The organism is Pedobacter hiemivivus (assembly GCF_005144565.1).
Lineage (GTDB): Bacteria > Bacteroidota > Bacteroidia > Sphingobacteriales > Sphingobacteriaceae > Pedobacter > Pedobacter hiemivivus.
This window is the reverse complement of record NZ_SWDX01000003.1, coordinates 83,315-97,615: the sequence shown is the minus strand read 5'-3', so window position 1 is coordinate 97,615 and position 14,301 is coordinate 83,315. Positions and strand designations below refer to the sequence as shown.

Here is a 14,301-nt window from a genome sequence, read left to right as displayed (position 1 = left end):
ATAATTTAGTTTGGGTGGGTTCTGGCATTAATTCTATATTTGGTGAATTAGGGGAATTTATGGGTGCATTTGCTGCATATTCTGATGAATTTTTGTTTGATCTTGTAAAAACGGGTGATAGAAATGCCTATTCGGAAATTTATGACCGATATAAGGGGATTCTTTATGTTCATGCCTGTCGTATGTTGAAAGATAACGATGAGGCAGAAGATGTTATTCATGATCTTTTTGCCGTATTATGGGCCAGAAGGGAAACGATAGTGATCCATAAAGAATTTAGATACTACCTGTATTCGGCGCTTCGGAATAGAATTTTTAAAATGATGTCCAATCGGAAACGGGATGATAACTACAGAGCCTCCCTGCCAGATGCTATGGATGAAACGGAGAGCAATGCGGATCATCTTGTACGTCAAAACCTACTGTCGATGCTGATCGAGAAAGAGATCAGCTGCTTACCCAGAAAAATGCGCGAAGTATTTGAACTGAGCCGTAAATCAAACCTTTCTCACCGCGAGATTGCCGAACAGCTGGAGATTTCTGAACAAACCGTGAGAAAGCACATTCAGCACTCGCTGAAGATACTCCGGGTTAAAATAAAGCTGTTGTCCGTCCTTTTTTATTAGTTTATAAAAATAATTCATTTTTTTTTACCCCCAAAGTCTGACTTCTGAGTCTTTTAATTACAGCGCATCTTACTGGGCTTGTTTATGAAAGAAAAAGACATCACAGCACTACTGTTAAAGTTTGAGAAGGAGGAATGTACGCCTGAAGAAATTGCGGCACTTGAAACCTGGTATATCCAATATGGTATAGATAGCAGGTTTGAGTTGGCACCGAATCAGGTTCAGGATGCGACAGACAGGATCTGGGCAAGATTGGAAGCACCTCTTATCCCGCGCCGACCTGTTTTATGGCTTAGAATAGCGGTTGCAGCTTCAATAGTGCTCGCACTATCCGTAGGATTATTCTTTTACTTTGATCAGCATACCCGCAGTACCGCAGTTGCAGGGAATGACATTGTTGCTGGCAGTAGCAAGGCAATCCTGACACTCTCAGACGGGACTAAGGTATCATTAAATACTGCCGTAAAAGGTCAGATTGCCGACCAATCTGGCGTGATGATCAGCAAGGAAGCGGATGGTCAGCTCGTTTACAGTCGCGATGGGGCAGAAGCTGCTGAGCCAGTCTACAATACCGTAGAAACCCCTAAAGGGGGAGAATATGAGGTAACCCTTCCGGATGGCAGCCATGTTTGGCTTAATGCCGCTACCCGATTAAAATTTCCGGCTTCCTTTAAAAATCTAAAAGAACGGAGGGTAGAGATTGATGGTGAAGGGTATTTTGAGGTTGCTAAAAATAAAGATGTTCCTTTTAAGGTTATTAGTAAAGGGCAGGAAGTGGAAGTGACAGGAACACATTTCAATGTGAACAGTTATACAGATGAGCCGGTAACAAAAACCACGTTGCTGGAAGGCCGTGTACAGGTAAATGGACGAGTACTGGCCCCAGGGCAGCAGTCTGTATTGAATGCCGGTACGCTTAGCATTGTAACGGTAGATGGGGATGCGGAAACGGCATGGAAAAACGGCGAGTTCGTTTTTAGTGGCGACGACATGCAAAGCGTGATGCGCAAGATCGCCCGCTGGTACGACGTAGAAGTGATCTATCCGGAAAAATTGAATAATGCAGGACATTTTGATGGGGAATTCTCGAGAAAAAAGAAACTGTCTGACATCTTAAAAATGCTCGAATCAACAGGTAATTTGAAATTTAAAATAGAAGGAAGGAGGGTCACTTTGATTAGATAGATACTAACCAGATTGATTTTAATAGAGCCGGGTATGCGTCTAACACACCCGGCAGATGATTGGAATCAGGACATACCGTTTTAGAATAGATTATCAACCAAAACCAACCATTTCAAATGTATAAAATTTTTACCAAGAAATTAGGTAACCCGCCAGGCTATGCCACTAAATTCCTGCTCATTATGAAATTAATAGTCGTTATTCTTTTTACAACGATTCTGCAGACCAGCGCTATAACCTATGCGCAAAGAATATCAATTAATGAAAAAAACGTACCGCTGAAGAGTATTCTGAAAAAGATCAAAGTACAGAGTGGTTACGGTTTCTTTTATAATAAAGACCTCATCAGCAATTATGATAAGGTGAGTTTGACCATTACCAATGGGACCATCGAACAGGCTTTACAGCAATGTTTGACGGGCCGACCCTTAAGCTTTTCCATCGATAACATGATTGTTGTGATCAAGTTAAAAGGAGAGGAGATACTGCCGCGAACCCTCAAAGCTGATACCGTCATTTCAGGAACAGTAACCGATGCCAAAACTGCGCAGAAGATCACCGGGGCTACGGTAAGCATTAAAAATAAGAAAGCAGTCACTTTTACCGATCAGGGTGGCAATTTCAGGATCATGGCCAATACCGGGGATAAACTCATCATATCTTATATCGGCTATGAAAGACAAGAAGTTGCTATTACCCAGGCGACTACCCGTATCATTGTAAAACTAAAAGAAGCTGCACAGTCGTTGAAAGACGTGGTGGTTACAGGTTTATTTGAGCGTCCAGCAGAGACTTATACTGGCGCCGCTTCTTCTTTTACGGCTGAGGATATTGCTAAAGTATCAAACAACAATATAATTACTGCTTTAAGGGCACTTGATCCCTCATTTCAGCTGACAGAAAATATCAATGCCGGTTCTAATCCCAATGTATTGCCTAATGTTTCTATACGGGGAGGAAATAGTTTGCCTGACTTAAACAGTACGCCGGCAACCAACCTGTTTAATTATAACGCAGGGCTTAATGCCCCCTTATTTATTCTGGATGGGTTTGAAACTACATTACAAAGAGTGGTTGACCTGGACGTGACCAGGATTGCAAGAGTAGACATCCTGAAAGATGCTCCAGCTACTGCCATTTATGGTTCACGTGCGGCTAATGGGGTAGTTGTTATTGAAACCATACGTCCGAAGGGCGGTCAGTTGACCGTAAATTACAACGCCAACTTTACCTTTGAAACTCCTGATCTCTCTGATTATAATCTGCTAAATGCAAGAGAGAAACTTGAACTGGAAAGGTCAATCGGTGTGTATAATTCTTCAAGTAATGCCACCAATCAGGATCTTCAGTACTATTATAACCATAGACTTTCAGAAATTAACAAGGGGGTAAATACAGATTGGATGGCTATTCCACTAAGAAATTCCTACAATCAGCGCCATAACCTGTTTCTGGAATCTGGCTCAAACGGCGTCACCTACGGTATTGGTGCTTCTATCAACAATACCCTAGGTGTTATGAAAGGATCAGACCGGGTAAATGGGAGCGCAAATTCCTATATTGCCTATCGGGTCAACAAACTTCAGTTTAAGAATGATTTTACTGTAAGTCTGAACAAGGCCAGTAATTCTGCATATGGTTCTTTCTCCCAATACGTGAGGATGAATCCCTATTTAACTCCTTATGATGCAGAAGGCCATCTGAAACAGGAATTGGAACGGGTACTCAATAGTACCGGTGGGGTCCTGAATCTTACTTCTGTGGCGAGCCCTGCGAACCCATTGTTTAATCCTTCACTCAATGTGGTCGACCATAATCAGTACGTTTCATTTACCAATAATTTCTCCGCAAAATACCAGGCTAACCGCTGGCTGCGGCTGTCGTCGCAATTATCGGTAGGAAGGCAAAATGATGAGTCCGATCAGTTCCTTCCGGCCCAACATACTTCTTTCCTCAATACACCGACTTTTGAAAAGGGAAGCTATACCAAGGGGTATGGAAAAAACACGAACCTTCAAGGATCCATTTCTGCGGATATTAACAAAAGTATTGGCAAGCACCTGTTCTTTTCAACGCTTAACGCCAACATCATCGAAAGAAAATTCGATGTTCAGTCTTACCGTGTGCAGGGCTTCCCGAATTCAAGACTGGACCAGATCGTTTTGGGAAACAGCTATCCGGTGGGGAGTAAACCCAGTGGCACAGAAAATATCACCCGCATGTCTGGGCTGCTGGCCAATTTGAGTTACTCCTATGACAGTCGTTACCTGTTTGACTTTTCATACAAACTGGATGGCTCCTCGCAATTCGGAACCAATGAACGTTTTGCCCCCTTTTGGTCTACAGGTTTTGGCTGGAATGTCCATCAGGAAACTTTTATGAAAAAAATATCAGCTGTAGACCGGCTTAAGTTAAGGTACTCTTACGGAAGTACGGGTTCACAGAATTTCAATTCATTTCTGGGGATTTCTACTTCAAGCTACTATACCGATAAGGAGTACAATGGCTTGGTTAGTACTTCTCTACTGGGATATGGAAATCCTGACCTGAAATGGCAGATTACGAACAAACACAACCTTGGGATTGAGCTTACGCTCTTTAAAAGACTGGACCTGTTCGGTAATTATTTCATCGAAAAAACCATCGGAAGTCTGGCCTCTATTTCTACACCACCTTCTGTAGGCTTCCTCAGTTATAGTGAGAACGTGGGTGATCTGACAGGAAAAGGCTGGGAACTGAATGCTTCCTATAGGATTATTTCCAAACCAGCTTCCAGAGATTATTGGTCGGTGGCTTTAAGGACATTTAGTGTAAACCGTAGGGTAGATAAGGTCTCGGATAATATCAAACAGATCAACAGGCGTAACGAATCGGTAAGATCTTCTACTCCTGTCACCATCTATTCTGAAGGGCAGTCATTAACCGCTATCTGGGCTTTGAAATCTTACGGAATTGATCCTTCTACTGGCTTGGAGATATTTCGTAATAGAGATGGAGGTTATACCAATACCTACGACCCCCTGCAAAAGGTAGTAGTGGGCAACAAGCAGGCAGACCTGGAAGGTAGCATCAGCTCTAACCTCGAGGTAAAAGGCATCGGAATGAATGTTTACCTGCGCTTTCGTATCGGGGGACAGGCCTATAACCAAACACTCATCGATCGGGTAGAGAATGTAAACGTAGTAGGCGGAAATGTGGACAGAAGGGTATTGGAAGAGCGCTGGAGGAAACCGGGCGATGTGGCTTTCTTTAAAGGTATAGTGAATGCCGGCGGTGTTTCTAATACGCAGACCCTGTCTTCTTCCCGTTTTGTGCAGAATGATAACCTGCTGAACCTGGAGAGTCTTTCCGTATACTATCGCTTTTCTGATAAATGGAACAAAAAGATGCACCTGAACAATACAAAGCTGTCCTTCTTTACAGCCAATATATTTACCCTGTCATCTATTAAAAGGGAAAGAGGACTCGACTATCCTTTCAGCCAGACGTATTCGCTACAATTACAGACTTCATTCTAAACCTATACTGATATGAAACCAGATCTTAAAAAATATAGTCAGTACTTCCTTGTTTGTCTAACGGGGATGGTATTGTGTTGCTCTTCCTGCAAAAAATGGCTCGATGTGAGCCCTAAAATCCAACTGAAGGAAAGCGAACAGTTCTCGACCCAGGAAGGGTTTGTTGATGCCCTTTTCGGAATTTATCAGAAAGTATCAGACGAAAGCCTGTATGGAGGGCAGCTCGCTTACGGCTTACTGGACATTCTTGCCCAGCGTTATGAAAGTAAAACATCAACAGCAGAATATTACAGCCAGATTACCAGGTACAATTACACACCTGGAGTAGCCACCTATCCTGCAAGTACAATTATTGACCGCATTTGGGCAAATAGTTACGCTGCGATTGCACAATGCAATTATATCCTTGCTAACGTAGATAAAAGACGTGATGTATTGTCTACACAAGCCTACTCGATTGTTAAAGGGGAGGCCCTGGGGATGCGCGCGTTCTTACATTTTGACCTGCTGAGAATGTTTGCTCCAGCCTATTTGGATGGTGCGAATGCGAATAAGATCGCAATCCCCTATATGAGTGCTTACCAGGTAAAACCGCAAGATCGGTTGACGATGGCGGCTGTTTTTGAAAAATGCGAGGCCGACTTAAAGGAGGCAGAACAATTGCTGTCTGTGTATCCAAATATTGACCAGATTGCCGGTAATCAAGGTAGTACCTCTTCAAATCTTTTTCTGGCTTTCAGACAGAACCACCTGAACTATTGGGCCGCTAAGGCTACACTTGCCCGTTTGTACCTGTACAAGGGCGATAAGGTGCAGGCACTGAAATATGCAAAGGAAGTGATCGCAGCCCCCAGCTTCAGGTTCATCGAAAGGACACAGCTCAATAATGATCCTGAATCTACGGTTTCCGATATGACCTTTACTCCTGAGCATATTTTTTCGGTATACGTGAAAAATTTAAGAACAGCTTCAGATCAGTTGTTTAAATCTAATGGAGGTGTCACGGGTGAAGAACAGGATCTTTTTACGACACTTCCAAAACTGACTGCGCTATATGAAGTGACTAATGTCGGTTATTCATCTGATCTCCGCGGCCCGGACGCAGCTGTCCCTTTCTGGGACAAAGAAAACCCAGCCGCTGTTTATAGTAAGAAATACCACGTAAGTGCAAATACGGTCAGTGTGCGTCAGTCGCGCGTACCTGCAATCCGTCTTTCTGAAATGTATTACATCGCAGCAGAGGCAGAATCGGACAGTCAGCTCGCATTGGGTTATTTGAATGGAGTTAGGGTCGCGAGGTTCCTGCCGGCAATCAATCCACCAACGCCTGCAGAATTCCAGAACGAACTCTTTAAGGAGTATAGAAAAGAATTCTTTGCTGAAGGACAATTGTGGTTTTACTATAAAAGAAAAAACACAGCCCAAATACCTAACAGTCCCGATGCTGCAGCAATGACTCAGGCAAAGTATGTATTCCCATTACCTGTTGCTGAAATAGAATTCGGCAAGTAAAAATCTAACTCATGAAAATAAATATATATATCATACTAGCGCTGTTCTCTTCGCTGTTAAGCCTGAACGGTTGCAAGGAAAAAAGACTGATGTTTGAAGAAGCACCAGCCGTTTATTTCACAAAATTTATTGTTGATCCCGATAGTGTCAATTATTCTTTCGGCATCAGGCCTGTAGAGATTGTTACTGATACCGTTTATCTGACGATGCGCATTATGGGTAATTCGACACCGGCCGATAGGGAGATTAAGTTAGATGTTGTTGGTAGCTCGACAGCTAAAGCGGGCTACCATTATGCTTTGGGACCATTGGTGATGCCTGCCAATATGTTCCAGACCAGGATCCCGGTATATTTGTTTCGCAGACCAGGTATGAAGGATAGTATTATTTCGCTGAATTTCAAGGTCGCTGAATCCAAAGATTTTAAACCAGGATATGGGGATATCGCTTATGTGAAGACCCGACTTGAATACAAGATCAATATTGATGACCAGATTCTAAAACCCTCGAACTGGGAAAGCAGTCTGGCCAAGACTTTCGGGAATTTTTCGGTCGTTAAGTTTAGGTTCCTCATCGAGGTTACCGGGAGGAAGATTTGGACAGGCCTTATCGGTGATGGAGAGCGGGCCAATTATGTAACCGATGTCAAATTTGCATTGTACAATTATGAAAAACTACATGGTCCCATGTTAGATGAAAATGGACTGGCAGTTACTTTCCCTTAAATAATTATAATCATGAAGAATATTCAATCCATATATAAAACTAAATGGTTCCAGGTTTTTTCAATCTTGATGATCCTGAGCCTTGCTGCCTGCAGAAAGTATGCTTCTGAATTTGAGTATCACGCTATCAATGAAATATCCTTGCGTGATACTTCGGTTACTGCTGCGATAAGTGTTAAGATTGGCGATACCCTTCGTTTGAATCCCCAGATCTCTCAGACTGAGCTTAACGAGGAGGCAAACCTGGAGTTTCTCTGGACCAGTTATGAATCAGGGGCCGCGATCAATGCGCCCATAAGCGAAATTTCTAAACAACGGAACCTTAAAATGCCTGTTGGATTTCCATTTGCCCTCGGAAAAAGTTACCTGATCAATTATAAGGTGACAGATAAAACGACAGGTATAAGCCGGTTTAAACAATATACGGTGACCGTAGTGAATGACCTGGTGGAGGGTTGGATCATTACTGAAGATGGTCCTGATGGTGCCGATTTCTCTATGTTGCTTCCAGACGGCCGGGTGGTCCATAATCTTTACTCTACCATTAACGGACCACTAAAAGATAAGGCGATCAGAACCGAAATGTCTTCAGTGGCAATCGATGACGGAATTTCTCCAAATAGGAGGAAAATCTATTTTATGACAGAAAATGCCGCTACTGAGCTGGATTATCTGACCTTAACAAAGACCTATGATTATAAGTCTCTCTTCTTTAGCCCTCCGGCAGTGATTAAACCTACGTATATGAACTGGTATTCTTTGGCAGGTGGTTTTATAGGCTCCATTATCAATGATGGTAAGCTACACATCAGTGTTACCGGTGGATTTCCCGGTTCAAAAAAATGGGCGGGTCAATTGGTAGCTCCAGAAGTGGGCTTAAATTATAAATTGGCCCCATTTGTAGCAAATGGTAGGTCAGCACTAACTACACCGATTACCAATACCAGCGCACAATACTATCAGGAATTGGTATATGATCAACTCAACAAAAGATTCTTTGCAGGGATTTCTCCAATTACCGCATTGATCGCACTTCCTGCAAATAAAAGTACCTTGTTCGACATGAACAATGTGGGCATGGAGATGTTGCATATGGATGCCGGTGGCATGACTTACCAATACAATATGGTCATGAAAGATGACCTGAATGATAGGTATTTTATGCAGATCAGAACCACTTATTCCATCGCAAGTCCTTCGCTTACGCTTGTGAAAAGAAAAATGGATGCTCCTGACATTCAGAACATGACTTCGGTATCAACTTCGTTTATTTCCCAGCATATGTTTTATGGTGCCGGAAACAAAGTATACCGTTACGAGCCTTCTTCGAATACCACCAAATTACAACATACGTTTTCCGGAAATGAGCAGGTCGTACAAGTAAGGTGTGTCCGCCCGGTCGGCGCGGCCGGATTTACGATTGGGGTAGCCACATGGGATGGTACACAGGGAAAACTGTATTTGTTCCCTATCGCCATGTCTGGCGCAAATGTAGAGGGCATCAGTGAATATTCAGCCAGCTATGCAGGGTTTAAAAATATTGTAGATATCCAATATAAAGCGAGGTAATAAAAAAAGAAAAATATGAATAGAATTAATCAACGGAACTACCTGAAATTGTTCCTGGTCACCCTTATGGTCTTTACCTAAGGGATTGCTTTAGCACAAAATGATAAAATAGAACTGAATATTGAGATTAAAGGGCTCGGAAACGGAAAGGTGATGATTCGCCAGGCAAATCCGGAAGGCGCTAAATTTGATTCCCTGAATGCACAAAATGACATCCTGCAATTTAAAAGTATAGCAAAAGGGCCGCTCTTGTACAATCTTTCCTTTCCGGCAGGTAAATACCTCAGCTTCTTTGCTGCCCCTAATGAAAAAATAACGGTAAAAGGAGCGCTCGATAATCTGAAGTCGGTGAAAATAGCAGGAAGTATACATCAACCTGCATGGCAGGCATGGAGTAGTATGTGGGACCATCTGCATCTCTATGCGGGTACCATTTTTAAGAAGTTGGACAGTATAGGAAAGGCGAAGGGAGATCAGCCTTTTTACATGGACAAGCTGAAAGACTGGGATAGGATTATGGTGGACAGTGTGGATGCTTTCGTTAAAAAATTTCCTGCATCACCGGTAACTCCCTGGGTGATCGACAGCCGTTTTGTTGTATATCCTTATCCTGATAAGGCAGAATTGTACTATGGTATGCTTACAGATCAGGCGAAAAAAAGCCCTTATGGCATTGCATTGGGCAGATCGGTAGCGATAAATTCGAAGACCAGTATCGGGAAAAGGCCCGATTTCATTCAGCCCGACACAGCTGGAAAGCTGTTTAAACTGTCATCATTGAAAGGAAAGGTGGTGCTGGTTGATTTCTGGGCCAGTTGGTGCGGCCCCTGTAGAAAGGAAAACCCGAACCTGGTAAAGGCCTATGCTGCTTACCATAATCAAGGCTTTGAAATTGTGGGTGTTTCCCTGGATGATAAAAAACAAAATTGGCTGAAAGCAATAGCCTCGGATAAATTGACCTGGCAGCATGTTTCTGACCTTAAGGGCTGGAAAAATGAACTCGCCATTGCTTATGGCATTAAGTCCGTACCAACCAGCTTTCTGATAGATGCTTCGGGTAAGATCATCGCTAAAGACCTCAGGGGAGAGGCATTGGAAAACAAATTGAAAGAATTATTCAAATAAGTAAAAACTCAAATGAAATTAAAAAATATAGGAATTTTGATGTTTGCAGTTATGCTGCTGGTATCAACAAAACAGCAGGCTACAGCGCAAACACAAAATGCAGCAACAGATAGTCTAATTAAGCAGCGCAGCGCTGCTGTAGATGCGATTTTTAAAGGGGATGACCCTTTTGAAAAAGAAAAAAGGTTTAAAGCCTGGATTGCTAAATATCCGCCCGAAAACTTTCCAGGGATACGCATCCCTTACGATTATGTGCGTTCGGGCATTGGCAGAGGATTCGCTAAAGTGAAACAATTTGACAAGGCGGTTGAATATGCGAATCAGATGGAAACTCCCTTCTGGCGTGGGGAAGGGATGGCTGGAATTGCTTACGAGCTGTTGAAACAAGGTGATACGGCTCGAGCCGGTATTCTGATCCGTCAGGCCCTGGATAGTTCCTCTCCTTTTTTAAATCCTGCTCCTAACGATAACCAGGCACAATTTGCGGCGACAGGATATCCCGGTTATGCAACTACTTATGCAGAGCTGATGTACAAAGCTGGAAAATATGACGAGTCCCTGAAATATATGAAAGAGGCAGATAAGTACAGTAAGATGAAGAATGCTGCTTTTTACCTGACCTACGCCAATGTCTTGAAGCTGAGGGGGAAAAAGGAGGAGAGCAGGCTTCAGCTAGAGACCGCTGTAAAAGAAGGTCTTGCAGATGTTAAAATACTGGAAGCTTTAAAAGCAGTCTATGTCGGGACCAACAAAGGGGAGAAGGGATACCAGGCTTATCTGGATGGTCTTAAAAAAGCCATGGTGGAAAAAATCAGGGCTCGCGTTGCTAAGGAGATCATCTCTGAACCCGCCGCGGCATTCAGCTTAAAAGACCTGGACGGAAAAGTAGTTTCTTTAGCCGATCTGAAAGGAAAAATAGTAGTCCTTGATTTTTGGGCTACCTGGTGTGGCCCTTGTATACGCTCATTTCCCGCCATGCAGCGTGCTGCTAATTTGTATGAGAAAAATCCTAATGTTAAGTTCCTGTTTATAGATACCTATGAAACTGCCGCAAATCATGAAACACTGGTCAGATCATTCCTGGAGAAAAATAAATACAGATTCTCTGTATTATTTGATACTAAAGATAGTGCTACTGATAAACCCAAGGTAGCAGGGGCTTATAATGTATCTAGTATCCCGGCCAAGTTTGTGATTGACGGTAGTGGTAAGATCAGGTTTAAACTTACTGGGTTTATCGGAGCTGAAGATGCTGCCGTCGCCGAATTGGTTGCGATGATTGATATCCTCGCGCAAGGACGATGAGGATTTATGCCGGTGTTTATCAATTCGAAATTTTCTAAGATTCAAATCGCAACGATTTTCATCGTGTTTACCTCGATATTCGGGGTAAACACGATGCTACCGTCGAGACCTTAGTGCAGTTTGTATTGTTGCAATTGTACAATGGGTTAATTGAGACAATTCGACAAAAAGATGAATAAAATTTGCTGTATTTATTGCCTTACTTCAATTCCCAAGAGTAATCACAAAAAGCAGCGTTTAACGCTTCATCAACAATTATGAACACCAGACTACTATATCTATTACTTTGTTTAACACTATTTTCCTGTGGCCTTAATAAAAAGGACGCCTCAAAAACAACAAGTATCCCTGTTAATACACCTTTTTTCAACCCAGCTTTACCCGGAGATAATCCTGATCCTTCCATCATAAGGGTAGGGAAGGTGTATTATGCTACCTCTACCACAAACGAATGGGCACCCTACTTCACCATCTATAAATCTACCAATCTCAAAGATTGGAAATTGGTCAATCACGTATTCCCTGATGGCTTCAAAGATATGAAGAACCAATGGGGAGAAAATAATTTCTGGGCATCAGAACTGGCTTATGATGCGAAACAAGACCGGATTTATGTTTATTATTCTGCGCATAACCGTGAAGTAAAAGGGAATCCCGGCCTGCAATGTGGTATTGCCTGGATAGATGCGGATCAAATTGAAACCGGAAAATTTAGCGATAATGGTCCTGTGATCATAGAAGACGATTGCGGTGCTATAGATGCGTTTGAATTGCAGGACAATGGGAAGATTTATGCCTTCTGGAAAAACGATGGCAACGGTTGCGGAAAAGAAAGTTGGATATGGATGCAGGAAATTAATGAAAGCCGTACAAAGTTATTAGGTCAGAAAAGGAAGGCTTATACCAATAGCCAGCCATGGGAAACAGCCTTGGTAGAAGGCGCCTGCTTTTTCAGAATGGGAGATTACATCTATAGTCTTTATGCGGTTGGTGGCTGCTGCGATGCCCGCTGTAATTACAAAACAGGAATTGCAAGAACCAAAAGTCTGGAGAATGGAACCTGGGAGAAATATGATAAAAACCCGATAATGGTAAGCAATGATAAGTGGAGGTGTCCTGGTCATGGTACTGTGGTTCAATCCTCCGACAACAGACTATTTATGCTCTATCATGCCTTTAATCAAAACTACGATGTTTTTGTTGGTCGTGAAGGTATCATAGAAGAATTAAAGCAGGGTGCAGACGGATGGCCAGTGCTTCATAATGCAATAGTTGCCAACCGTCCAAAAGCAGAGCTCGATTTTTTTGAAGATTTTCAAAAGGATAAAAAGCTAAATCTGGTTTGGCAATGGCCGTCTAAACTGCAAAGGCCAGCAATGACTTTTGAAAGCGGACTGAACCTGACTGCCTCAAAGGATAATCATGAGCTGGGTACTTTTCTGGGGCAATACATTAAAACTGTAGATTTTGACATCATTGCAGAAGTTGAAACTAGCGCCGCAAATACAGGAATCTGTTTAGGGGGCGCTATACTGAAAAGTAAGTGGCCGGGTGAGTTGGGGGGAATTGGTATTACAGCTTCCAAACAAGGATATACTGTTTTTAGTAACTTAGAAGGAAAGTATACTGTGCTCAAGCAAGCAAATGAGTCATTGTCGGGCTCCATAAAACTAAAAATGAAAATTAGCAAAGGAGGAAAGTTAATCGACCTGTTTTACAAAAATGGGGAATCAGATTGGCTGAAGTTTTACACCTTGCAATTTGACGCAGCCAAATATGTCCCCTGGGGGATGGGCTACAGGGCTGGTATTGTGGTTAAAGGTAAGCCTTCTGAAAAAGGAGTTTTTAAAAGTTTTGAACTAAAGAATAATGAATCCGAGGGTGGCGAACTGAGACGAATCGACGGTGCCAAATAAGCTACCTACCTGTAGAAGGAACAGGGATTTGTACATCGATCATTTTTAAAGGCTTACGTCTTTAGTCAAGGAGTTGATATATTCCAAAGGAGTGACATTAAAATACTTTTGGAAATTCTTATTAAAGAGACTCTGGCTGCTATAACCTACTGTTTTAGCGATCTCGAACAAGGTAAATTCATTTTGCGCCATTAGTCGTGTCGCTTTTTTAAGGCGGGTAATGTCAATCAGTTCCTTTGGTGACAATGAGGAGAGCGACTTTATTTTGCGATAAAACGTAGGGCGACTCATGTGCATATGTTCAGCAAGCTGATCAATATCAATATTTGGATCTTTAATGTTTTTACGGATGTATTCGTCCAATTTTTTCAGAAAGGCTTCATCTGTTTTTGAATGTGCCATTACACGGACATCTTCAAAGGGTGAGCTCGCAAAATGAGTTTTTATATGTAAGCGATTTTTTAGCAGGTTAGCGATTTGGAGCTGTAATAACTCAGGAGAAAACGGTTTTTGGATATAAAGGTCGGCACCAACTTCCAGGCTCTCAATGTGGGCCTGATAGGTGTTTTTAGCGGTCAATAGCACTACTGGGATATGGCAATATTCAACGTTTGATTTAACTAGCCGACAAACCTCGAAACCATCTATCCCAGGCATCATGATGTCTGATATGATCAGGTCAACGACCTCAGCATTTAAGATATCTTGCGCAATTTCGCCATTTTCGGCCAGATGCAATTTATAGGTGTCCTCCAGAACTTCTGATAAAAATTCTAAAATATCCTCATTGTCATCTATAATTAGAATGCTATCGATCATA

The 14,301-nt window shown here is 42.4% G+C and carries 10 protein-coding genes; 9 read left to right on the top strand and 1 reads right to left on the bottom strand.

The window, feature by feature from the left end; translation table 11 throughout:
* Positions 1–59 precede the first annotated feature (59 nt).
* The 9 genes from FBD94_RS07560 to FBD94_RS07520 all read left to right on the top strand — a co-directional run bounded on the left by FBD94_RS07560 (position 60) and on the right by FBD94_RS07520 (position 13,481).
* Positions 60–626 carry an RNA polymerase sigma factor gene (locus tag FBD94_RS07560; RefSeq protein WP_136879748.1) on the top strand — a complete coding sequence of 189 codons (567 nt, stop codon included), beginning with the start codon at positions 60–62 and terminating at the stop codon, positions 624–626.
* An 84-nt stretch (positions 627–710) separates the two neighbouring features.
* Positions 711–1,811: a FecR family protein gene (locus FBD94_RS07555; RefSeq protein ID WP_131610490.1), complete on the top strand. Its 1,101-nt coding sequence runs from the start codon at positions 711–713 to the stop codon at positions 1,809–1,811.
* Between the two features lie 116 nt (positions 1,812–1,927).
* A complete protein-coding gene (locus tag FBD94_RS07550) occupies positions 1,928–5,329 on the top strand; it encodes a SusC/RagA family TonB-linked outer membrane protein (RefSeq protein ID WP_136879747.1) in 3,402 nt (1,133 codons plus the stop codon).
* 12 nt (positions 5,330–5,341) lie between these two features.
* Positions 5,342–6,841, top strand: coding sequence for a RagB/SusD family nutrient uptake outer membrane protein (locus FBD94_RS07545; RefSeq protein WP_136879746.1), 1,500 nt, complete (start codon positions 5,342–5,344; stop codon positions 6,839–6,841).
* Positions 6,842–6,852: 11 nt separating this feature from the next.
* Positions 6,853–7,566, top strand: a complete 714-nt coding sequence (locus FBD94_RS07540) for a DUF4843 domain-containing protein (RefSeq protein ID WP_136879745.1) — start codon at positions 6,853–6,855, stop codon at positions 7,564–7,566.
* Between the two features lie 12 nt (positions 7,567–7,578).
* The gene (locus FBD94_RS07535; protein ID WP_136879744.1) at positions 7,579–9,135 is read left to right on the top strand and encodes a PKD-like family lipoprotein; all 1,557 of its coding nucleotides are present in this window, start codon (positions 7,579–7,581) and stop codon (positions 9,133–9,135) included.
* Positions 9,136–9,219: 84 nt separating this feature from the next.
* Complete coding sequence (locus tag FBD94_RS07530; protein ID WP_394347785.1) at positions 9,220–10,260, top strand: redoxin domain-containing protein; 1,041 nt, start codon at positions 9,220–9,222, stop codon at positions 10,258–10,260.
* 12 nt (positions 10,261–10,272) lie between these two features.
* A complete protein-coding gene (locus FBD94_RS07525; RefSeq protein WP_136879742.1) occupies positions 10,273–11,565 on the top strand; it encodes a TlpA disulfide reductase family protein in 1,293 nt (430 codons plus the stop codon).
* A 257-nt stretch (positions 11,566–11,822) separates the two neighbouring features.
* On the top strand, positions 11,823–13,481 hold the full coding sequence (locus tag FBD94_RS07520; protein WP_136879741.1) for a glycoside hydrolase family 43 protein: 1,659 nt from the start codon (positions 11,823–11,825) through the stop codon (positions 13,479–13,481).
* A 45-nt stretch (positions 13,482–13,526) separates the two neighbouring features.
* On the opposite strand, the gene FBD94_RS07515 is transcribed toward FBD94_RS07520, so the two are convergent.
* Positions 13,527–14,300 carry a response regulator transcription factor gene (locus tag FBD94_RS07515; RefSeq protein WP_136879740.1) on the bottom strand — a complete coding sequence of 258 codons (774 nt, stop codon included), beginning with the start codon at positions 14,298–14,300 and terminating at the stop codon, positions 13,527–13,529.
* Position 14,301 lies beyond the last annotated feature (1 nt).